Below are 21,661 nucleotides of genomic sequence, written 5' to 3' on the forward strand. Positions count from 1 at the left end.
CACCTCGGCTGTACCGCACCAGACCGCGACCTTGTCGATTGCGGCCGGTGCCCCTGCGCCACGACCCTACTGCCGTTGACGCGACCCCACTACTCAGTCGTGGCGCGAGCGCCGACCTCGCCCCAGGGCGGCTATTCCTTTACCTTGTCGTCGTTCGGCACAACAAGGATCCGTCGCGTCGACTTGGTGACCACCGGCTTGTCGTCGGCAGATTTCACCGGAACACTCGGCGGTACTGTTAAGCGGCCCTTGACCGGCTGGCCATTCGGCACAGCCGGGACCGTCACCCGCTTCTCGACCGGCTTGTCCTTAATGGCTCCTTCCGCGCCCGCACCCACCGTGCCCGGCGGCACCATCGGCATGCCGGTCATGCCGGCTGGCCCCGACGCCCGCGGGGTGCCACTAACCGGGGCCGGCGTCACCGACTTGGCCGGCGCCCCGGCTGGAGTCGTCGGTGGCGACGACGTCGGCACGGGTGGGGGACCCAGATAGCCCGTCGGGGTGGTGCCACCACCCCCGCCGCCGGCGCCGACGTCACCAGCGCCCGGCTCACCGCCGAGGCCGGGCTCACCTTCGATGCTGTCCACCAGCCGCGCCCCGTCCGCGAAGTCCAGTCCCTCCGCGCCATAGGTCTGTTGAAGCGCACTCATCAGCGGCTGCATTGCTCCCTGCCCCGCTTGCATGGCCTGCTGGGGAAGCTGCGTGAGTGGGCCCATGACGCCGCCGACCGCGCCGCCGAGCGCGCCGGTAATGCCCGACACCGCTTGTTGCATCATCTGCGTCGCCCCCTGGGCCTCCGCCTGAGCGCCCACCCCCTGGAATTGTTGGGCCGCATCGGCCTCGTTCGCCGAGAACTTTTGCACGGCATCGGCCGCATGCGCCCGCCGATCTAGGTCCTCCAGGCCGCTGGACTCGACGTCGCCGGGCACACCGGAATTACCGGCGGCGAAAAGTGCCCCATTAGCGATGTCGGCAGGTGCGGGTAGGTCTACGGGGACAGCGGGAAACGGCGCCGGTCCGGACGCTGGCGGCGTCGTCAAAACCTGCAATAAGATTTCCGGCGTCACCTTGATCGGAACTCCCGGAGCCGGGCCGGGTGCCGGATTCTGATCTCCGGTCATGATCACACCTCGAACTTCATCGGTAGCGCCCCTTCGGACGCTCTTTCGTGTGCTTGTCGACAGTGGCCGCAGCATCGCCATTTTGTCACGCCGCGCGTCGACCGGTATTCAGCTCACGGTGTCGGGCCTCGTATGGTGATCAGGGAGTTTCGGGCAGCGGTTCAGGCAGCGAACCCTCGTGAGCCGCCACGCCTGGTGGTTATGGCATACCAGGCCACGTGGTAGTTGGCGAGGTAGTCCTGCTCGTCGATCAATGCCTCGATCGCCGCCAGCAGCATCCAATCCCCGACACCGGTTAAGTCATGACTGGGATAAGCCTTGAGCACCGACTCCTTGACGGCTGCGGTGCAGCCGCGCAGCAGCTCGACTTCGTTTTCCAGCACGCCGGTCTTGCGCACCGCCGGCAGCGCGATCGCCTGTGCGATGCGCGGCAGGCTATCGCGGCGGCGCACAGCTTCGACCAAGGTCGGCCCGAACTCATCCACCTTGGGTATCGCCGAGCGCGCTGACCGATCACCACTGAGCACAGGCGCGTCTGGGCCCGGTTCGGCAACATAGCCGTTGGACTGGTGGGCCGCCACGGCCACGACGGCACCCAGCAAGTCGACCACACCGACATCACGGCGTCGCGCAGCGGGCTCAAGCAGCGTCACGTTCGCGGGCAGCCGCACGTGGGGCGGAACCCACCCGCCGGCCAAATCGGTGACCAGCAGGGTGGTGGTGCCGTCATCGCGCAGCCCGGCCGCCCACGAGAGTCGCGGCTCTTGGCGCGCCACGGCATCCACTATCTGCTGCAGGCGTTGCTGCTCAGCCGCCCGAGCCGATACCGCGCCCGCCGTCGCGCCAGCTGTCGCCGACGCTGCCGATGCCCCGGCCATCGACGACGCGCTCGCACTAGCCTGTCCGGCCACAGCTTTCGACGCCGCGCGCTCCACCGGAGAAACCAGCGCCCCACCCGCTGATGGGGACGATGACGCCGAGGGCGCCACCGGCGCGCCGGATACGGGCGCCGTAGAAACCGAGGGCATGGCGGGGGGTGCCACGACGGGGGGCCGCAGATCTGAACCGTAAGCGGGCAGCGGCCCCGAGGGCATAGCCGAGCCACCAACCACCGGCGCAGCGGGTGCCGCCACCGGCCCGGCGGTCACCACCGCCGGCGCGACCGGCCCGGTAGTACCGATCGACGCCGGTGGAGCGCCCGGGGTGTTCGCCGGCGTGTCAACTGGCCCATGTGTAGCTTCGATACCCGCAGCCATGGTCGGCGCAGACACCACGGGCGGTGCAGTTATGGGAGGAGCGACCTGCGGCGGGGGAACCGACCCTGACTGCATCGCGGTCATTGCCCCTTCCGACAGCGAATGCGCGCCAGCTGCGGCCGGCTGCCCCGTCACCATCCCGGTCGCAAACGATTGGCCTACCGATGTAGGCGATACGCCCTGTCCCAGGGCCGCCGGCGACAGCGACCCGCCGGGCATCGCCGGCGCTGCTGGTATGCCACCGCCGATGACTGGCAGTGTAGCAGCAGGCGGCGATGTGACCACCGGGGCAGGTGGTACTGGTCCGGTGCTTCCACGCAACCCGGTGTCGCTAACCGGTGCCGCTGGCGGTAGGGCCGCCACTACACCCCCGTCGGATGACCACACCCCACCATCACCCCGCATCCCGGTCTCGCCAACCGATTGCCCTGGTTCTGGCGTCATTTCCGCACCAACACCCGCTGACGGCACACCACCATCACCCCGCATCCCTCGATCGCCAATTGCAGCCGGCGCCGAATCCAGGTCATCCTTGCTGATAGAGCGTGGTGGTGGTACATCATCGATGTCGAAGCCGTGTTCACGTGCCCAACTTCGGGCGTCCCTGCCAGTGCCTTCCGCCTCGAGGATCTCCTGCGTAGCCGCCAAGATCTTGTCGACGGCGGCCCGGGATGCGTTCGCCGCATCAGCGTTGCACCGGGCTTGGATCGCCTGTATTTCCGCTACTTGCTCAGGCAGCAGTTTTTTCGAAGCAAGTACTTCATCTACTTCTCTATTTCCCGCGTCTGCTATTTCTGTCAATCTGCTCCGCAGATAGTGGATCGCATCAGCACCCGAATTGAAGGCGTCAGCCTTTACTTTATATTTTTCGGCCTTATCAAGCTCGGACTTCTCGCCCTGAAAATACCTGGAAATCAGATCCTCGGCCGTTCTGCCCTCATTCCGCGACAGAAGCTCACGTTGGCCCCGCAGACTTTCGGCTAACTCTTGCTTTAGAGTCATCCATGTGGCCCAGTGATGAGCAGCAGCGCGAAGGGCAGTCGGCGGGGTTGGCCACCACGCCCCGATCAGCGCCGGCGTCCACTTACCAGCCGGAAGGTCACCCGCCACCACATACCTTCTTCATTGCAGCGTCCTTGGCGATGACGTCATCGAGCGCAGCTCGAAACTCGGCGTCGGTAGCAACACCTTTGGTGGCCATCGCCGTCGCGGTGCGATATGCCGTTGCTAGGGTACGCGCGGCGCCCTGGTGTTCCGCGTCGAGAGCCTGATCGGCGGCGGCGTCATCGAGCATGGCCGCGGCGTTCGAGGTTGCAATCCTGCCCAGTGCTAGGTCATTGCCGTTCGTATCAACCTGAACGGCCCGTGCTGCCAGCCTGTACGTGTCGCACAGTTGCCGTTGTGCCGCGGCGGTCTCGGCAGCGGTGTAGGTAGGCACCGAGGTCGTAGCCGGTGTCGCCGCGGGCCTGGAATTTGTCAGGGCCACGATCAGCGCAGCGACCGCCACCACAGCAGCGATCGAGGCCACCGTAATGGCGGGCCAACTACGTGTACGTGGCATGGGCGCGGGTGCTGGTGCGGTCACATCGCAGATGGTAACGCTGCACACCGGTTTCCCGCTTACACCAGGCCACCCCGGCATTACACCTGGCTTGGATCGCCTGGAATTCGGCCAACTGCTCCGGCAACGGCTTTTTCGACGCAAGAACGTCGTCGATTTCCTTATTTCCTTCCCCTGCAATGCCGGTCAACCGGCTCCGCAAATAGTCGATGGCGTCAGCGGCGGTATTGAAAGCGCCCTTCTTTATTTCGTACTTCTCTGCCTTAATGACCTCGGATTTCGCTCCCCGAAGGCCGGGCGGAAGATCAGCCGCCACCACATACCTGCTTCATAGCAGCATCTTTCACGTTGCCGTCGTCAAGTGCAGCCTGCCACGCAGCTTGAGTGCCACCACTCGCCATTGCGATCGTTGTGCGGTAAGCGGTCGCTAGCGCGCGCGGCGTCGCGGTGTTTGGCATCTAGGGCGGGATCGGCTGCTGCATTGTCGAGGATTGCCGCAGCATTTGTGAGCGTGATGCGGGCCAGTGCCTTATCGCTCCCGTTCGTGTCAACTTGTACTGCATGGGCCACCAGCTTGTATGTGTCGCACAGTTGCCGTTGTGCCGCGGCGATCTCGGCAGCGGTGTAGGTAGGCGGCGAAGTCGTAGCCGGTGTAGCCGCGGGCCTGGAATTTGTCAGGGCCACGATCAGCGCAGCGACCGCCACCACAGCAGCGATCGAGGCCACCGTAATGGCGGGCCAACTACGTGTACGTGGCATGGGCAAGGGTGCTGGCGCGGTCACATCGCAGATGGTAACGCTGCACACCGGTTTCCCGCTTACACCAGGCCACCCCGGCATTACACGTGGCTTGGATCGCCTGGATTTCCGCCAACTGCTCCGGCAGCGGCTTTTTCGACGCAAGAACGTCGTCGATTTCCTTATTTCCTGCCTCTGCAATTTCGGTCAGCCGGCTCCGCAAATAGTTGATGGCGTCAGCGGCGGTATTGAAGGCGCCCACCAAGTCGGAAAAGCCGGTAACGCTGCACACCGGTTTCCCGTTTGCGACAGACCCCCCACCTCGATATGCCGCGCCGGATGCGTTATCGGTGAAACCACCCGCACTACCCACGCCCCGTCATCACAGCATCTGACGGGCTCAGGCTTAGCACGAGGAGCTGACGAACGGGCTTGCTACATTCGTCTCACGGTTGGGATGGAGCTTCGTACGTGAGAGCACTCCCGTCTCTCGGCACCTTCACTGGCACATTTCCCGCCAAGGCAGCAGAAATGTCCCCATGCACGACAAACGCTACCGCGTCATATGGAAAATACCATGCTTCTTCTGTTTCCACGATCGCCGCATCGACGATCATGAGATCTCCCAACCGCTCTTTTTCTGCCAATTTGCTAATTGCGTCAGTAGCTCGTATTCGCGCCTCTTCGATGTCTATTGCATTCATCGATACCTCATAAAATAGAAGCTTTTGTAGCCGTCGAATGAGGCTACTCTTCCGGGCTGGCCGTCAAGAAATCGTATCACTCCATTTTGATTGACAACATTGAAGACATGTCCGACTTGCCCAGGACCACGGGACGCGAAAACGATTCCACGGGCGCCGTCGCCTGCAGCGGTCATCGTCACTTCGATCGCAGCCCTATCCGCGATGGGGGCGAAATGAGAGCCGAAGTAGTTCTCCAAGAAACCAATTGGTTTCGGACCATCGAGCGCAGCGGAGATCTTAATGCCATCGAGCATTTGATCAGTAGTGATTGCGCAGTTAACGCAGTTCATCGTCCCACCGCCGGGATTCACCGTGCGAATCGAGCCAGCAAGGCCATCCGGTCCTTCGACGTCCCACTCAGATCCATAGTCTTCATAGTCCAAACCAGAAGGACCAGAAGGCTTCTCGACTGGGCTCTGTCCCCCGCCGTAGGGTCGCCCACCGTGGGGTTGTGGTTCGGGTGGGTGGTCGGCAGGGATTGGGGAATGCGGGGGCAACGCGTGGGATGTCGCTGCCGCGGGCACGGCCGGTGGCGGGTGAGCGGCGACCGGAGTCGGCTCGCAGGGAGATCCGCGGAGTGGAGTGTTCGCAGGCACCTGAGCCGGGGTGGGGGCAGGCGGTTCCGAGTGGACTGGCAGTAGGTGGTCATGGGACGGTGCAGATACCCGGGGCGGACCTGCCGGCGGCGGCGCAATAGCCGCCCGTTTGGGCGGCTCGCTGACCGCTGGTCTGTCGACGGGCGGCGGTTTGGATTCGGTGGGGCTGTGCGGCAGTGGACCGTTGGCGGGCACGGGCGCCGGTTTCGCCGCGGGCGCGGGTGCCGGGTGGCCCGATTCTGGTGGTTCGATCCGTGGTGGTTGCGGTCCTGGCCGCGGCGGCGTTGCTGGGGGCTCAAGGTGCGGTGTCGTCGGCTCAAGCCGCTCCTTGAGGCCTCGCACGCCCGCGAGAATGTCGCGGCCCTTGCTGCCAAGTTTCGACAGCGGCCCGCCCGGCAAAGCTAGCGTCGCGGCGTCGAATACGGTCTTGCCTAGCGCCTCATTAGGGTTGGTCGTCCACTCATCCCAATGGATGAGGCTTTTGCCGAACTGCTTCCACGACTCCACAACGCCGGGAGCGTTCTCGCCGCCCAGGCCCGCCAGCGGCGCCATCCCAGTCAGCATCTCCTCCCAGGAGCGGTACCACCCGAACGGGTCTATCGAGGCGCGCAGTGGCCCTAGGTCCCAGGAGTCCTTGGCCATCCCGAAGGCCTCCTCGCCGAAGCCTTTGAGCTGCTGCCCGGTGCCATCGATGACCACACCCACCGGGTTGCTGTGCAAGAACCGATCCCATTGTTTGCCTGCGTGGTCTGCCATCGCGGTGATCACCGCCTCGGCGTGCGACACCACCGCGGTGATCTCCGCAGCCAACGCGTCCACTTCCCCGCTGAACTGGTCGACCACCACCGCGATGTCATGGGCGATGCGCTGGATCTCGTCTTCGTCCTGGTCGGTCAGAAACTCCCACACCTCTTTGATCCCGGTCAGCGGATCGCAGATGCGGGCCAACAAATCCAGGACCGCCGCATGCACCGCGTCGATGCGGGCGGCATAGGCGTCTAGCTGGGCCGCCAGCTGGTGGCATTGGCCCACGACAGCGGTGGTGCTGGCGTACGCGTCAGCAAACGCCGACTCGATCAGCCCCGCCTCCGGGAGCTGCTGGGCGCGAATAACGCCCATCGGCCCCGCCGTCGACTGAATCTCAGTCAGCGCGAACTGCGTGCCCGCGCTGCGCCACGCCACAGCCGCCGCACGTAGCTTTGTCGAATCCCCGTTCGGCCAGATCATCCCGATATACGGGGCCACCCACCCCCAGCCCTTCGGGGCGCCACCGCCGCCACCGACCGCCGACGGCGGCGCACCCACGCCGACACAGCCGCTCGGCGGCGGCGCCGGCAACGGCGCCGCCCGCCCAGCGACATCCGACATCGCCTCGGCCAACGAGTAGTTGTGCGCGCTCATGCGCACCCCATCGCCGAGGTTGCACAATCCGTTGCGCGCCACCGACATCGCCTGCACCAGCGCGGCCGCCGAACCGTCATAGGAGCGCCCGAACACCGCCCCAGCCGGATCATCACCGGCCATCCCCGCACACCCGGCCAGCGCCGCGGTCAGCGACGAGATCACCGCACCCAAACCCGCACCCGCAGCCACCACCGCGCCGCCCGCGCTATCAAGGGCCGCGGGATCGACCGCCAACGGCGCCATCAGCTCACGACCACATACCCAAATTCGTGGCCATCGCGCCGGTGTAGTTGGCGTGCGCGCTCTGCCCCGCGGCCGTGAGCTGGGCCAACGCCTGGCGCATCATCGCCTCACCGGCAGCCCAATGTCGTTGCGCCTCAGCATGAGCCGCCGCGCCCTCCCCCGTCCACGTCACATGCAGCCGGGTAACCAAGGACTCAATCTCGGCGACCAGCTCCTCGACGTGGCGACCGAATTCGGCCATCCGCGCCACCGCATCAGCCAACACGGTCGGATCCACCCGAAACGGCTCAGCCACCGCCCACCTCACGAAGCACCTGCGCCGACGCGGTCTCGTTGTGTTGATAACCCGCACCGGCGTGAGCTATCGCCGCCGCCAGCATCGACAATCCCAGCTGCACCTCACCGGCCCCGCGATGCCATAGCTCCCACGCCGAGCCATACGCACTGCCCGACGCCCCGCGCCACCCGCCCAACATCTGCCCGACCTGAGCGTCCAGCTCGGCCAGTTGAACCGCGAGATGCTCGGCCGCTCCATCCAACGACGCGGCGAAACCCTGCATCACCGCAGGCTCTACGCGCAGCGTGTCGTCGGCACCCATGGCCGCAACCTAACAATGCCCAGGCACCGCCACAATTCAGCCGCCCGGGCGCACCCGCCGCAGCCCTAAAGGCTGCTGGCGCCGTCGGCGGTGCCGTCGCCGTCGGTGTCGGTCAGCCGTACGTCCCAGCGGCCGTCGCCATCGGTGTCGACGTATCCGGTCACACGCTGCTCACCAGCACACAGCACCCGATCGGCCAGCCCGTCACCGTCGGTATCGAGTAGCCGGTCGTCTAAACCACCGAACCCGTCGAAGTCAACCAGTGGACCACCGGTGTGCTCGACGCCGTCGAGCCCATACCAGCGCAGTTGTCCGCCGCGGTCGACGGCGACCGCCCAGGTCCCCGATCCGTCGTCGATGAAGTAGCTTTCCGGGGTGCCGTCGTTGTCGACGTCGAATACGGCGTGGTCGGCAACGTCGTCGCCGTCGAAGTCGGCCAGCGCGTCATCGCGCAGACCGTCGCCGTCGAGATCCAGGCCAATCGCGTCCAGCCGGCCGTCACCGTCGAGGTCGACGTCGAACGGGCGGTTCCAGATCCCGGCGCTGCCGTCGTCGCCGGCTATGCAGTACTCCACAACCGTTCTGACGCGACTCCCAAGCTAGCGGTTCCCCCGTGATTTCCACCAGGACAGCAGCTCGGTTGTCGCCTCCTCGGTGGACAACGGGCCGCGCTCTAGCCGCAGCTCCTTCAAGTAGCGCCACGCCTCGCCGACTTGCGGGCCCGCCGGAATGTCGAGCACCGCCATGATCTGGTTGCCGTCCAGGTCGGGGCGCACCCGATCCAGATCCTCCTGGGCGGCCAGCTCCGCGATCCGCTCTTCCAGCCGGTCGTAACTGGCCTGCAACCGCGCGGCCCGGCGCTTGTTGCGGGTCGTGCAGTCGGCGCGCACCAGCTTGTGCAGCCGTGGCAGTAGGGCCCCGGCGTCGGTGACATAGCGGCGCACCGCAGAGTCGGTCCACTTCCCATCGCCGTAGCCGTGAAACCGCAGATGCAGGTAGACCAGCTGCGAGATGTCGTCGATCATCTGCTTGGAATACTTCAGCGCCCGCATCCGCTTGCGCACCATCTTGGCGCCGACCACTTCGTGGTGATGGAAGCTCACCCCACCGTCGGGTTCGTGACGGCGGGTGGCGGGCTTGCCTATGTCGTGCAGCAGCGCCGCCCAGCGCAACACCAGATCCGGGCCGTCGTCCTCCAGCGCGATCGCCTGCCGCAGCACGGTCAAGGAATGCTGATAGACGTCCTTGTGCTGGTGATGTTCGTCGATCGCCATCCGCATCCCACCGATTTCAGGCAAGACCACAGCACCCATACCGCTCTGCACCATCAGATCGATACCCGCGGCCGGATCCTCACCGACCAGCAGCTTGTCCAGCTCGGCGGCCACCCGTTCGGCGCTGATTCGGGCCAACTGCGGCGCCATCTCTTCGATCGCCGCGCGCACCCGCGGCGCCACCGCGAAGCCAAGTTGCGAGACGAACCGCGCGGCGCGCAGCATCCGCAACGGATCGTCGCCAAAGGACCCCGACGGCGCCGCCGGGGTGTCTAACACCTTGGCCCGCAGCGCCGCCAAGCCACCAAGCGGATCCAGGAATTCGCCCGGCCCAGTGGCGGTGACGCGCACAGCCATTGCGTTCGTGGTGAAGTCGCGGCGGACCAGATCGCCCTCGAGGCAATCGCCGAAACGTACCTCTGGATGACGCGAAACCCGGTCGTAGCTGTCGGCACGGAATGTGGTGATCTCCATGCGGTGGTCGCTCTTACCCACGCCGACGGTGCCGAATTCGATTCCGGTATCCCACACCGCATCGGCCCACGGCCGCACGATCTCCTGCACCCGCTCGGGACGGGCGTCGGTGGTGAAGTCCAGGTCGGGGCTCAACCGGCCCAACAGTGCATCTCGCACCGAACCGCCGACCAGATACAACTCGTGTCCCGCGGCGGCGAACACCGACCCGAGTTCCCGCAATAAGGCAGCATGCCTGTTCAAGGCAACCGCCGCGGCGGTTAGCAGATCGGCTTCCTGGACGGCTTCCGGCACGTTCGATCAGCCTAATGGCAGTCGAAGTGGGCCGGGACGGTCGGTGGAGGAACCGGCAACCCTCGTTGCCGCACCCGTCGCATTGGCCGGTGTCGGGACGAGGTGTCGTCGTGCCCATCTCCGCGCGACAAACAGCCGGCGACAATATTAAGAATCCTTGGGTGCGGTCGCGTCTTGTCGCTCGAAGGTGGGCAAATCGTGCGCCCCCGACACAGCGATTTCTGTGACAGATGTGACTGGTGCGACTCAATTGGTCAGCACGGGTCGCCTGCACCGCCCCGCTCCCTCGCCCAACGAATAAGTCCTGGCCGACGATGGGCGCTCAGACGGCGAGTACATCGGGAACACCCGCCCGTACCAGCTACTATCGCTGGGGTGTCCGACGGCGAACAAGCCAAATCACGTCGACGCCGGGGGCGGCGCCGCGGGCGGCGCGCTGCGGCTACAGCCGAGAATCACATGGACGCCCAACCGGCCGGCGACGCCACCCCGACCCCGGCAACGGCGAAGCGGTCCCGGTCCCGCTCACCTCGTCGCGGGTCGACTCGGATGCGCACCGTGCACGAAACATCGGCTGGAGGGTTGGTCATTGACGGTATCGACGGTCCACGAGACGCGCAGGTCGCGGCTCTGATCGGCCGCGTCGACCGGCGCGGCCGGCTGCTGTGGTCGCTACCCAAGGGGCACATCGAGTTGGGCGAGACCGCCGAGCAGACCGCCATCCGCGAGGTCGCCGAGGAGACCGGCATCCGCGGCAGTGTGCTCGCCGCGCTGGGGCGCATCGACTACTGGTTCGTCACCGACGGCCGGCGGGTGCACAAGACCGTCCACCATTATTTGATGCGGTTTTTAGGCGGAGAGCTGTCCGACGAAGACCTCGAGGTAGCCGAGGTAGCCTGGGTGCCGATCCGGGAACTGCCGTCTCGACTGGCCTACGCCGACGAACGTCGACTAGCCGAGGTGGCCGACGAACTGATCGACAAGCTGCAGAGCGACGGCCCCGCCGCGCTTCCGCCGCTACCACCCAGCTCGCCTCGTCGACGGCCGCAAACGCATTCACGCGCTCGTCATGCCGATGACTCAGCACCGGGTCAGCACAACGGTCCCGGGCCGGGGCCGTGACCGCACTGCAACTCCGCTGGGCCGCTTTGGCGCGCGTCACCTCAGCGATCGGCGTCGTGGCCGGCCTCGGGATGGCGCTCACGGTACCGTCGGCGGCGCCGCACGCGCTCGCAGGCGAGCCCAGCCCGACGCCTTTTGTCCAGGTCCGCATCGATCAGGTGACCCCGGACGTGGTGACCACTTCCAGCGAACCCCATGTCACCGTCAGCGGAACGGTGACCAATACCGGTGACCGCCCAGTCCGCGATGTGATGGTCCGGCTTGAGCACGCCGCCGCGGTCACGTCGTCAACGGCGTTACGCACCTCGCTCGACGGCGGCACCGACCAGTACCAGCCGGCCGCGGACTTCCTCACGGTCGCCCCCGAACTAGACCGCGGGCAAGAGGCCGGCTTTACCCTCTCGGCCCCGCTGCGCTCGCTGACCAGGCCGTCGTTGGCCGTCAACCAGCCCGGGATCTACCCGGTCCTGGTCAACGTCAATGGGACACCCGACTACGGTGCGCCTGCGCGGCTCGACAATGCGCGGTTCCTGTTGCCCGTGGTTGGAGTGCCACCCGACCAGGCCACCGACTTCGGCTCCGCTGTTGCACCAGAAACGACGGCGCCGGTCTGGATCACCATGCTGTGGCCGCTGGCCGACCGGCCCCGGTTGGCCCCCGGGGCACCCGGTGGCACCGTTCCCGTCCGGCTGGTCGACGACGACCTGGCAAACTCGCTGGCCAACGGCGGCCGGCTGGACATCCTCCTGTCGGCGGCCGAGTTCGCCACCAACCGGGAAGTCGACCCCGACGGCGCCGTCGGCCGAGCGCTGTGCCTGGCCATCGACCCAGATCTACTCATCACCGTCAATGCGATGACCGGCGGCTACGTCGTGTCCGACTCGCCCGACGGGGCCGCTCAACTACCGGGCACCCCGACCCACCCGGGCACCGGCCAGGCCGCCGCATCCAGCTGGCTGGATCGATTGCGGACGCTAGTCCACCGGACATGCGTGACGCCGCTGCCTTTTGCCCAAGCCGACCTGGATGCTTTGCAGCGGGTTAATGATCCGAGGCTGAGCGCGATCGCAACCATCAGCCCCGCCGACATCGTCGACCGCATCCTGGATGTCAGCTCCACCCGCGGCGCAACCGTGCTGCCCGACGGCCCGTTGACCGGCCGGGCGATCAACTTGCTCAGCACCCACGGCAGCACGGTTGCCGTCGCGGCCGCCGATTTTAGCCCCGAGGAACAGCAGGGTTCGTCCCAGATCGGCTCCGCGCTCTTACCCGCTACCGCGCCCCGGCGGTTGTCCCCGCGGGTGGTAGCGGCGCCGTTTGATCCCGCGGTCGGGGCCGCGCTGGCCGCCGCGGGAACAAACCCGACCGTTCCTAGCTATCTAGATCCCTCGTTGTTCGTTCGGATCGCGCATGAATCGATCACCGCGCGCCGCCAGGACGCCTTGGGCGCAATGCTGTGGCGCAGCTTGGAGCCAAATGCCGCGCCCCGTACCCAAATCCTGGTGCCGCCGGCGTCGTGGAGCCTGGCCAGCGACGACGCGCAGGTCATCCTGACCGCGCTGGCCACCGCCATCCGGTCTGGCCTGGCCGTGCCGCGACCACTACCGGCGGTGATCGCTGACGCCGCGGCCCGCACCGAGCCACCGGAACCCCCGGGCGCTTACAGCGCCGCTCGCGGCCGGTTCAATGACGACATCACCACGCAGATCGGCGGGCAGGTTGCCCGGCTATGGAAGCTGACCTCGGCGTTGACCACCGATGACCGCACCGGGCTGACCGGCGTGCAGTACACCGCACCACTACGCGAGGACATGTTGCGCGCGCTGAGCCAATCGCTACCACCCGATACCCGCAACGGGCTGGCCCAGCAGCGGCTGGCCGTCGTTGGAAAGACGATCGACGATCTTTTCGGCGCGGTGACCATCGTCAACCCGGGCGGCTCCTACACTCTGGCCACCGAGCACAGTCCGCTGCCGTTGGCGCTGCATAATGGCCTCGCCGTGCCAATCCGGGTCCGGCTACAGGTCGATGCTCCGCCCGGGATGACGGTGGCCGATGTCGGTCAGATCGAGCTACCGCCCGGGTACCTGCCGCTACGAGTACCAATCGAGGTGAACTTCACACAGCGGGTTGCCGTCGACGTGTCGCTGCGGACCCCCGACGGCGTCGCGCTGGGTGAACCGGTGCGGTTGTCGGTGCACTCCAACGCCTACGGCAAGGTGTTGTTTGCGATCACGCTATCCGCTGCGGCCGTGCTGGTAACGCTGGCGGGCCGGCGCCTTTGGCACCGGTTCCGTGGCCAGCCTGATCGCGCCGACCTGGATCGCCCCGACCCGCCTACCGGCAAACACGCCCAGCAGCGCCGTGCCGTAGCCAGTCGGGACGACGAAAAGCACCGGGTATGAGGCCCTCCCCTGGAGAGGTGCCCACGGCATCGCAGAGGCAGCCCGAGCTGTCCGACGCGGCGCTGGTATCGCACTCCTGGGCAATGGCATTCGCGACGCTGATCAGCCGGATCACCGGCTTTGCCCGGATCGTGCTGCTGGCAGCGATCTTAGGTGCGGCGCTGGCCAGCTCGTTCTCGGTGGCCAACCAGCTGCCGAACCTGGTCGCCGCACTCGTGCTGGAGGCCACCTTCACCGCCATCTTCGTACCGGTGCTGGCCCGCGCCGAGCAGGACGACCCGGACGGCGGCGCGGCGTTCGTGCGCCGTTTGGTCACGTTGGCAACCACCCTGCTGCTGGGCGCCACCACGCTGTCGGTGCTGGCCGCGCCACTGCTTGTGCGGTTGATGCTGGGCACAAACCCACAGGTTAACGAGCCGCTGACCACGGCGTTCGCTTACCTGCTGCTACCGCAAGTGCTCGTCTACGGCCTCTCGTCGGTATTCATGGCGATCCTGAACACCCGCAATGTGTTCGGGCCGCCGGCCTGGGCGCCCGTCGTCAACAATGTCGTCGCCATCGCGACCCTAGCGGTGTATCTGGCGGTCCCCGGCGAGCTTTCAGTCGATCCGGTTCGGATGGGCAACGCCAAGCTGCTGGTGCTCGGCATCGGCACCACCGCAGGCGTGTTTGCACAGACCGCGGTGCTGCTGGTGGCCATCCGGCGCGAGCACATCAGCCTGCGCCCCCTGTGGGGAATCGATCAGCGGCTCAAGCGCTTTGGCGCGATGGCCGCCGCGATGGTGCTCTATGTGCTGATCAGCCAGCTCGGCCTGGTGGTCGGTAACCGGATCGCCAGCACGGCAGCGGCTTCCGGCCCCGCGATCTACAACTACACCTGGCTAGTGCTGATGTTGCCATTCGGCATGATCGGCGTGACGGTGCTGACCGTGGTGATGCCGCGGCTGAGCCGCAATGCCGCGGCCGACGATACCCCGGCCGTGCTCGCCGACCTGTCGCTAGCCACCAGGCTGACCATGATCACGCTGATCCCAACGGTGGCGTTCATGACGGTCGGCGGTCCGGCGATCGGTAGCGCGCTTTTTGCATACGGCAACTTCGGCGACGTTGATGCCGGGTACCTGGGGGCGGCGATCGCATTGTCGGCGTTCACGTTGATCCCCTATGCGTTAGTGCTGTTGCAGCTACGCGTGTTCTACGCCCGCGAGCAGCCGTGGACACCAATCGCGATCATCGTGGTCATCACCGGCGTCAAGATCCTCGGCTCGCTGCTGGCGCCGCATACTACCGGTGATCCCCAGCTGGTCGCGGCCTATCTCGGGCTGGCTAACGGACTCGGATTTCTCGCCGGCGCGATCGTCGGCTACTACATACTGCGTCGGGCCCTGCGGCCCGACGGCGGCCAGCTGATCGGCGTCGGCGAGGCGCGAACCGTCCTGGTGACCGTCGCCGCGTCGTTGCTTGCCGGACTGCTGGCACACGTGGCCGATCGGTTACTAGGGCTAAGCGAGCTGACGGCCCACGCGGGCAGCGTCGGTTCGCTGCTGCGGCTGTCGGTGCTGGCTCTCATCATGCTGCCAATTCTGGCTGCGGTCACCCTCTGCGCGCAGGTGCCCGAGGCGCGGGCGGCGCTGGATGCCGTGCGAGCCCGAATCAGGAGCCGGCGCTTGAAGACCGGGCCTCAGACCCAGAATGTCTTGGATCAATCGTCTCGCCCCGGACCGGTCACGTACCCTGAGCGGAGGCGTTTGGCCCCGCCGCGGGGGAAAAGTGTGGTCCACGAGCCGATCCGGCGCAGGCCTCCGGAGCAGGTAGCCAGAGCCGGGAGAGCGAAAGGACCGGAGGTGATCGACCGCCCATCGGAGAACGCCTCGTTTGGTGCCGCGTCGGGTGCCGAGCTGCCGCGGCCCGTCGCCGACGAGCTTCAGCTCGACGCGCCAGCCGGCCGTGACCCCGGCCCCGTTTCCCGGCCGCACCCATCCGACCTGCAAAACGGCGATCTGCCCGCCGATGCGGCCCGTGGGCCGATTGCGTTCGACGCGCTCCGCGAACCGGACCGAGAATCGTCGGCCCCCCCAGATGATGTGCAGCTGGTTCCCGGCGCCCGCATCGCTAACGGCCGCTACCGCCTGCTGATCTTCCACGGGGGTGTACCACCCCTGCAGTTCTGGCAGGCGCTTGACACAGCGCTGGACCGCCAGGTGGCGCTGACCTTCGTCGACCCGCAGGGCGTCCTGCCCGACGACGTCCTCCAGGAGACCTTGTCCCGTACGTTGCGGCTCAGCCGGATCGACAAGCCCGGTGTCGCCCGAGTGCTTGACGTCGTGCATACCCGGGCCGGTGGTCTGGTAGTCGCGGAGTGGATCCGCGGCGGTTCGTTACAGGAAGTCGCCGACACCTCACCGTCGCCGGTTGGCGCCATCCGGGCGATGCAGTCCCTGGCCGCGGCCGCAGATGCTGCCCACCGCGCCGGTGTTGCGCTGTCGATCGACCATCCCAGCCGGGTGCGCGTGAGCATCGACGGCGACGTCGTGCTGGCCTACCCGGCGACCATGCCGGACGCCAACCCGCAAGACGACATCCGCGGCATCGGCGCCTCCCTGTACGCCCTGCTGGTCAACCGGTGGCCGCTGCCGGAGGCCGGCGTGCGCAGCGGGTTGGCACCCGCCGAGCGCGACACCGCTGGCCAGCCCATCGAACCCGCCGACATCGACCCTGACATCCCCTTCCAGATTTCCGCGGTGGCGGCCCGGTCGGTTCAAGGAGACGGCGGGATACGCAGCGCGTCAACGCTGTTGAATCTAATGCAGCAGGCGACCGCGGTGGCCGATCGCACCGAGGTGCTGGGACCGATCGACGAAGCACCGGTCTCCGCGGCCCCGCGCACATCCGCGCCCGACAGCGAAACCTACACCCGCCGCCGTCGCAACCTGCTGATCGGCATCGGCGCGGGTGCTGCCGTCCTCATGGTGGCCCTGCTGGTCTTGGCTTCGGTGTTGAGCCGGATATTCGGCGATGTCAGCGGCGGCCTCAACAAGGACGAACTGGGCCTCAACGCACCCACCGCGTCGACCTCGGCGGCCAGTTCGGCGCCGCCCGGCAGCGTCGTCAAACCCACCAAGGTCACGGTCTTCTCCCCCGACGGCGGCGCCGACAACCCCGGGGAGGCTGATTTGGCCATCGACGGCAATCCGGCCACTTCCTGGAAGACCGACATCTATACCGACCCCGTCCCGTTCCCTAGCTTCAAGAACGGAGTCGGTTTGATGTTGCAGCTGCCCCAGGCCACGGTGGTCGGCACCGTCGCCATCGACGTGGCCAGCACCGGCACCAAGGTGGAGATCCGCTCGGCATCCACGCCGACGCCGGCAACGCTGGAGGATACCGCCGTGTTGACTTCGGCCACCGCGCTGCGGCCCGGCCACAACACCATCTCGGTCGAGGCGGCCGCGCCCACCTCGAATCTGCTGGTGTGGATCTCTACCTTGGGAACCACCGACGGAAAGAGTCAAGCCGACATCTCGGAGATCACGATTTACGCCGCGTCCTGACCGGGCCGGGCACGGCCAGCCAGGGTGAAGTGCTATGCCGCCACCGATTGGTTACTGTCCGGCCGTGGGTTTCGGGGGCCGTCACGAGCGCCGCGACGCCGAGCTGCTGGCCGCCCATGTCGCCGGCGACCGGTACGCCTTCGATCAGTTGTTCCGCCGTCATCACCGCCAGCTACACCGGCTCGCGCGGCTCACCAGCCGGACCTCCGAGGACGCCGACGATGCGCTGCAAGACGCGATGCTGTCAGCGCACCGCGGCGCCGGCTCGTTCCGGTACGATGCCGCCGTCAGCAGTTGGTTGCACCGCATCGTGGTCAACGCTTGCCTGGACCGGCTGCGTCGGGCCAAAGCCCATCCGACCGCCCCTCTAGAAGATGTCTATCCGGTCGCGGACCGGACCGCGCAGGTCGAGACCGCGATCGCGGTGCAGCGGGCACTGATGCGGCTGCCCGTCGAGCAGCGGGCCGCGGTGGTCGCCGTGGACATGCAGGGCTATTCGATCGCCGACACCGCCCGGATGCTGGGCGTGGCCGAGGGCACCGTCAAGAGCCGCTGCGCCCGGGCGCGGGCCCGCCTAGCGCGGCTGCTGGGCTATCTCAACACCGGGGTGAACATCCGGCGCTGACCCCGTTGCCGGTCCGTCGTAGCATCGATCCACGGGCTCGCCGCTACCCCACATCTGGCTATTGCCACCGGGCATGACGGACACTGGGGCCGATGAGTGCAGCCGACAAGGATCCAGACAAACATAGCGCCGATGCGGACCCGCCGCTGACCGTTGAGCTGCTGGCCGACCTGCAAGCAGGTCTGCTGGACGACGCAACCGCCGCCCGCATCCGCAGCCGGGTCCGCTCAGACCCGCAGGCTCAGCAAATCCTGCGCGCGTTGAACCGGGTACGCCGCGATGTCGCCGCGATGGGTGCCGACCCCGCTTGGGGGCCAGCTGCTCGCCCAGCGGTCGTCGACAGAATTTCGGCGGCCTTACGGTCGGCGCGCCCGAACAGCTCACCCGGCGCCGCTCACGCCGCCCGTCCGCACGTCCACCCCGTCCGAATGATCGCCGGCGCGGCCGGATTGTGCGCCGTGGCCACAGCGATCGGTGTCGGCGCCGTGGCCCTAATCGATGCACCGCCACCCGCACCGAGTGCACCGACAACCGCGCAGCACATCACGGTGTCAAAACCTGCCCCGGTGATTCCGCTGTCTCGGCCGCAGGTTCTCGACCTGCTTCACCACACCCCGGACTATGGCCCACCCGGAGGCCCGCTGGGCGATCCGTCCCGGCGTACGTCCTGCCTGAGCGGCCTCGGCTATCCGGCGTCCACGCCGGTGCTGGGCGCGCAGCCGATCGATATCGACGCTCGGCCCGCCGTACTGCTGGTGATACCCGCGGACACGCCCGACAAACTGGCCGTTTTTGCGGTCGCGCCGCACTGCAGCGCCGCCGATACCGGGTTGTTGGCTAGCACCGTGGTCCCCCGCGCATGATGGGTCTGGGTGCTGTCGCTCGCCTGCGGGAACAGCAGTGCCTACGCTGGCGTTCGTTGTCTCAAGATCTGCCCTCGCACTCGAAAGGCTCGCATGACCGCCCCGCCTGTCCATGACCGCGCACACCACCCCGTTCGCGACGTGATCGTTATCGGCTCCGGTCCCGCGGGGTACACCGCGGCGCTCTACGCCGCCCGTGCCCAGCTGGCGCCGCTGGTCTTCGAGGGCACGTCTTTCGGCGGCGCGCTGATGACCACCACCGACGTGGAGAACTACCCGGGATTTCGCAACGGCATCACCGGTCCAGAGTTGATGGATGAGATGCGGGAACAGGCGCTGCGATTCGGCGCGGACCTGCGTATGGAAGACGTCGAGTCGGTATCACTTCACGGGCCGCTGAAATCGGTCGTCACCGCCGACGGACAGACCCACCGGGCCCGAGCCGTGATCCTGGCAATGGGCGCAGCGGCACGCTATCTGCAGGTGCCCGGCGAACAGGAATTGCTCGGGCGCGGGGTGAGCTCGTGCGCCACCTGCGACGGATTCTTCTTCCGCGATCAGGACATCGCCGTCATCGGCGGCGGTGACTCGGCAATGGAGGAAGCTACCTTCCTGACCCGATTCGCTCGCAGTGTGACGCTGGTGCATCGCCGCGACGAGTTCCGGGCTTCCAAAATCATGCTCGATCGCGCCCGCAACAACGACAAGATACGGTTCCTCACCAACCACACCGTGGTCGCGGTGGACGGGGACACCACAGTGACCGGCTTGCGGGTACGCGACACCAACACCGGTGCCGAAACCACCCTGCCGGTAACCGGTGTTTTCGTCGCGATCGGCCACGAGCCGCGGTCGGGCTTGGTGCGCGAGGCCATCGACGTCGACCCGGACGGCTACGTGTTGGTGCAGGGGCGTACCACCAGCACCTCACTGCCGGGCGTGTTCGCTGCCGGCGACCTGGTGGATCGCACCTATCGCCAGGCGGTTACCGCAGCGGGCAGTGGCTGCGCCGCGGCTATCGACGCCGAGCGCTGGCTCGCCGAGCACGCAGCAACCGGAGAAGCTGACAGTACCGACGCATTGATAGGAGCACAACGATGACCGATTCCGAGAAGTCCGCCACCATCAAAGTTACCGACGCATCCTTTGCCACCGACGTGCTATCCAGCAACAAGCCTGTGCTGGTTGACTTTTGGGCGACATGGTGTGGACCTTGCAAGATGGTAGCGCCCGTTCTCGAGGAAATCGCCACCGAGCGCGCAACAGACCTCACCGTCGCCAAGCTCGACGTGGACACCAACCCGGAGACCGCCCGCAACTTCCAGGTCGTCTCGATCCCTACCCTGATCTTGTTCAAGGACGGCCAGCCGGTGAAACGAATCGTTGGCGCCAAGGGTAAGGCTGCGTTGCTGCGCGAGCTCTCAGACGTGGTTCCCAACCTCAACTAGCCCCCGCGGTTAGCCTGGGGTTTTCCCGAAATCGGCAAGGATCTGCGACAATACCGGTTGGCTGGTCCGCATTGTCAACGATGTGAGCTAATCCCGGAGGGCCCTTGGTATGCCGAGTCCGCGCCGCGAAGACGGCGATGCGCTGCGCTGTGGCGACCGCAGTGCGGCCGTCACCGAGATCCGGGCTGCGCTGACCGCGTTAGGGATGCTGGATCATCAGGAAGAAGACCTCACGACGGGCCGTAACGTCGCCCTTGAGTTGTTCGACGCGCAGCTCGACCAGGCGGTCCGTGCCTTCCAACAGCATCGCGGCCTGCTGGTGGACGGCATCGTCGGTGAGGCCACCTACCGCGCGTTGAAAGAAGCCTCCTACCGGCTCGGGGCCCGCACGCTGTACCACCAATTCGGCGCCCCGCTCTACGGGGACGACGTCGCTACACTGCAGGCCCGGCTGCAGGATCTTGGTTTCTACACCGGGCTGGTCGACGGTCATTTCGGGTTGCAGACCCACAATGCGTTGATGTCCTATCAGCGTGAGTACGGACTTGCCGCAGACGGTATCTGCGGCCCAGAAACGTTGCGCTCCTTGTACTTTCTAAGTTCGCGAGTCAGCGGTGGCTCGCCACATGCGATTCGCGAAGAAGAGCTGGTCCGCAGCTCGGGGCCGAAGCTGTCTGGCAAACGGATCATCATTGATCCCGGTCGCGGCGGCGTGGACCACGGACTTATCGCGCAAGGTCCGGCTGGGCCCATCAGCGAAGCAGACTTGTTGTGGGACTTGGCAAGTCGGCTCGAAGGACGGATGACAGCTATCGGTATGGAGACCCACCTGTCCCGTCCGACCAACCGTAGTCCGTCCGACGCAGAGCGTGCCGCCACCGCCAACGCCGTTGGCGCAGACCTGATGATCAGCCTGCGCTGCGAGACCCAGACCAGTCCCGCGGCCAACGGCGTGGCTTCCTTTCACTTCGGCAACTCGCACGGCTCGGTGTCTACCATCGGCCGCAATCTTGCCGATTTCATTCAACGAGAAGTGGTGGCGCGCACCGGTTTACGGGATTGCCGTGTGCATGGTCGAACGTGGGATCTGTTGCGGCTGACCAGGATGCCGACCGTTCAGGTCGATATCGGCTACATCACCAACCCCCACGATCGTGGGATGCTGGTCTCAACGCAGACGCGCGATGCCATCGCCGAAGGCATTCTCGCCGCGGTCAAACGGCTGTATCTGTTAGGCAAGAACGATCGGCCCACCGGCACATTCACTTTCGCCGAGTTGCTGGCCCACGAACTGTCTGTCGAGCGAGCGGGTAGACTCGGCGGTTCTTAAGCCCAGTGGCC

Annotated in this window: 18 protein-coding genes and 3 pseudogenes; 9 read left to right on the forward strand and 12 right to left on the reverse strand. The window is 66.5% G+C overall.

What is annotated here, in order from left to right:
- Positions 1-791: 791 nt before the first annotated feature.
- Both MCAN_RS23800 and MCAN_RS23805 read right to left on the reverse strand, forming a co-directional pair.
- Positions 792-1,121, reverse strand: a pseudogene (locus MCAN_RS23800) (hypothetical protein); the annotation flags it as partial.
- 161 nt (positions 1,122-1,282) lie between these two features.
- Positions 1,283-1,999, reverse strand: coding sequence for a DUF5631 domain-containing protein (locus MCAN_RS23805; protein WP_225038106.1), 717 nt, complete (start codon positions 1,997-1,999; stop codon positions 1,283-1,285).
- Between the two features lie 954 nt (positions 2,000-2,953).
- Between MCAN_RS23805 and MCAN_RS23810 the strand changes: the two genes are divergently transcribed.
- On the forward strand, positions 2,954-3,361 hold the full coding sequence (locus MCAN_RS23810) for a hypothetical protein (RefSeq protein WP_041930648.1): 408 nt from the start codon (positions 2,954-2,956) through the stop codon (positions 3,359-3,361).
- A gap of 115 nt (positions 3,362-3,476) precedes the next feature.
- Here the strand turns inward: MCAN_RS23810 and MCAN_RS20615 are convergent, their stop codons facing one another.
- The 10 genes and pseudogenes from MCAN_RS20615 to MCAN_RS20645 all read right to left on the reverse strand — a co-directional run bounded on the left by MCAN_RS20615 (position 3,477) and on the right by MCAN_RS20645 (position 10,306).
- Positions 3,477-4,019, reverse strand: coding sequence for a hypothetical protein (locus tag MCAN_RS20615; RefSeq protein ID WP_407635593.1), 543 nt, complete (start codon positions 4,017-4,019; stop codon positions 3,477-3,479).
- Positions 3,991-4,230, reverse strand: a pseudogene (locus tag MCAN_RS20820) (hypothetical protein); the annotation flags it as partial. The gene MCAN_RS20615 and the pseudogene MCAN_RS20820, both read right to left, overlap by 29 nt.
- A gap of 65 nt (positions 4,231-4,295) precedes the next feature.
- Entirely contained in the window at positions 4,296-4,778 is a 483-nt protein-coding gene (locus MCAN_RS20620; RefSeq protein ID WP_014002024.1) for a hypothetical protein, read from the reverse strand.
- A pseudogene (locus tag MCAN_RS23815) lies at positions 4,750-4,935 on the reverse strand (hypothetical protein); the annotation flags it as partial. The pseudogene MCAN_RS23815 and the gene MCAN_RS20620, both read right to left, overlap by 29 nt.
- Positions 4,936-5,122: 187 nt before the next feature.
- On the reverse strand, positions 5,123-5,380 hold the full coding sequence (locus MCAN_RS22105) for a YrhB domain-containing protein (protein ID WP_080603747.1): 258 nt from the start codon (positions 5,378-5,380) through the stop codon (positions 5,123-5,125).
- Positions 5,377-7,665: a toxin glutamine deamidase domain-containing protein gene (locus MCAN_RS20625; RefSeq protein WP_014002025.1), complete on the reverse strand. Its 2,289-nt coding sequence runs from the start codon at positions 7,663-7,665 to the stop codon at positions 5,377-5,379. Before MCAN_RS20625 ends, MCAN_RS22105 begins: the two co-directional genes overlap by 4 nt.
- Before the next feature lie 4 nt (positions 7,666-7,669).
- Entirely contained in the window at positions 7,670-7,942 is a 273-nt protein-coding gene (esxE, locus tag MCAN_RS20630; RefSeq protein ID WP_003400094.1) for a pore-forming CpnT exporter EsxE, read from the reverse strand.
- Between the two features lie 10 nt (positions 7,943-7,952).
- Entirely contained in the window at positions 7,953-8,264 is a 312-nt protein-coding gene (gene esxF, locus MCAN_RS20635) for a pore-forming CpnT exporter EsxF (protein WP_003400100.1), read from the reverse strand.
- 65 nt (positions 8,265-8,329) lie between these two features.
- Positions 8,330-8,839 (reverse strand): hypothetical protein, encoded by a 510-nt coding sequence (locus MCAN_RS20640; RefSeq protein WP_003400109.1) that lies wholly within the window; start codon positions 8,837-8,839, stop codon positions 8,330-8,332.
- A gap of 24 nt (positions 8,840-8,863) precedes the next feature.
- Positions 8,864-10,306: a CCA tRNA nucleotidyltransferase gene (locus tag MCAN_RS20645; protein WP_003400120.1), complete on the reverse strand. Its 1,443-nt coding sequence runs from the start codon at positions 10,304-10,306 to the stop codon at positions 8,864-8,866.
- Between the two features lie 375 nt (positions 10,307-10,681).
- Here MCAN_RS20645 and MCAN_RS20650 point away from each other — a divergent pair, with 375 nt between their 5' ends.
- The 8 genes from MCAN_RS20650 to cwlM all read left to right on the forward strand — a co-directional run bounded on the left by MCAN_RS20650 (position 10,682) and on the right by cwlM (position 21,650).
- Complete coding sequence (locus MCAN_RS20650; RefSeq protein WP_003400124.1) at positions 10,682-11,428, forward strand: NUDIX hydrolase; 747 nt, start codon at positions 10,682-10,684, stop codon at positions 11,426-11,428.
- Positions 11,425-13,833: a DUF6049 family protein gene (locus MCAN_RS20655; RefSeq protein WP_014002026.1), complete on the forward strand. Its 2,409-nt coding sequence runs from the start codon at positions 11,425-11,427 to the stop codon at positions 13,831-13,833. Before MCAN_RS20650 ends, MCAN_RS20655 begins: the two co-directional genes overlap by 4 nt.
- The gene (gene murJ, locus MCAN_RS20660; RefSeq protein ID WP_014002027.1) at positions 13,830-17,384 is read left to right on the forward strand and encodes a murein biosynthesis integral membrane protein MurJ; all 3,555 of its coding nucleotides are present in this window, start codon (positions 13,830-13,832) and stop codon (positions 17,382-17,384) included. Before MCAN_RS20655 ends, murJ begins: the two co-directional genes overlap by 4 nt.
- A 34-nt stretch (positions 17,385-17,418) precedes the next feature.
- Complete coding sequence (gene sigM, locus MCAN_RS20665; protein WP_014002028.1) at positions 17,419-18,009, forward strand: RNA polymerase sigma factor SigM; 591 nt, start codon at positions 17,419-17,421, stop codon at positions 18,007-18,009.
- A gap of 92 nt (positions 18,010-18,101) precedes the next feature.
- Positions 18,102-18,872: an anti-sigma-M factor RsmA gene (gene rsmA, locus MCAN_RS20670; RefSeq protein ID WP_014002029.1), complete on the forward strand. Its 771-nt coding sequence runs from the start codon at positions 18,102-18,104 to the stop codon at positions 18,870-18,872.
- 93 nt (positions 18,873-18,965) lie between these two features.
- Positions 18,966-19,973 (forward strand): thioredoxin-disulfide reductase, encoded by a 1,008-nt coding sequence (gene trxB, locus MCAN_RS20675; RefSeq protein ID WP_003900782.1) that lies wholly within the window; start codon positions 18,966-18,968, stop codon positions 19,971-19,973.
- The gene (gene trxA / locus MCAN_RS20680; RefSeq protein ID WP_003400164.1) at positions 19,970-20,320 is read left to right on the forward strand and encodes a thioredoxin; all 351 of its coding nucleotides are present in this window, start codon (positions 19,970-19,972) and stop codon (positions 20,318-20,320) included. The genes trxB and trxA overlap by 4 nt, the downstream gene beginning before the upstream one ends.
- Before the next feature lie 109 nt (positions 20,321-20,429).
- Positions 20,430-21,650, forward strand: a complete 1,221-nt coding sequence (gene cwlM / locus MCAN_RS20685) for an N-acetylmuramoyl-L-alanine amidase CwlM (RefSeq protein WP_014002030.1) — start codon at positions 20,430-20,432, stop codon at positions 21,648-21,650.
- The last annotated feature ends 11 nt before the right edge of the window (positions 21,651-21,661 follow it).

It is taken from the genome of Mycobacterium canetti CIPT 140010059 (assembly GCF_000253375.1).
Taxonomy (GTDB): Bacteria; Actinomycetota; Actinomycetes; order Mycobacteriales; family Mycobacteriaceae; genus Mycobacterium; species Mycobacterium tuberculosis.

Coding starts and splice junctions, on each gene's coding strand:
- MCAN_RS23805 (WP_225038106.1), bottom strand. CDS start 1,999: ATGGCCGGGGCATCGGCAGCGTCGGCGACAGCTGGCGCGACGGCGGGC.
- MCAN_RS20615 (WP_407635593.1), bottom strand. CDS start 4,019: ATGCCGGGGTGGCCTGGTGTAAGCGGGAAACCGGTGTGCAGCGTTACC.
- MCAN_RS20620 (WP_014002024.1), bottom strand. CDS start 4,778: ATGCCGGGGTGGCCTGGTGTAAGCGGGAAACCGGTGTGCAGCGTTACC.
- MCAN_RS22105 (WP_080603747.1), bottom strand. CDS start 5,380: ATGAATGCAATAGACATCGAAGAGGCGCGAATACGAGCTACTGACGCA.
- MCAN_RS20625 (WP_014002025.1), bottom strand. CDS start 7,665: ATGGCGCCGTTGGCGGTCGATCCCGCGGCCCTTGATAGCGCGGGCGGC.
- esxF (WP_003400100.1), bottom strand. CDS start 8,264: ATGGGTGCCGACGACACGCTGCGCGTAGAGCCTGCGGTGATGCAGGGT.
- murJ (WP_014002027.1), top strand. CDS start 13,830: ATGAGGCCCTCCCCTGGAGAGGTGCCCACGGCATCGCAGAGGCAGCCC.
- sigM (WP_014002028.1), top strand. CDS start 17,419: ATGCCGCCACCGATTGGTTACTGTCCGGCCGTGGGTTTCGGGGGCCGT.
- rsmA (WP_014002029.1), top strand. CDS start 18,102: ATGAGTGCAGCCGACAAGGATCCAGACAAACATAGCGCCGATGCGGAC.
- trxB (WP_003900782.1), top strand. CDS start 18,966: ATGACCGCCCCGCCTGTCCATGACCGCGCACACCACCCCGTTCGCGAC.
- trxA (WP_003400164.1), top strand. CDS start 19,970: ATGACCGATTCCGAGAAGTCCGCCACCATCAAAGTTACCGACGCATCC.
- cwlM (WP_014002030.1), top strand. CDS start 20,430: ATGCCGAGTCCGCGCCGCGAAGACGGCGATGCGCTGCGCTGTGGCGAC.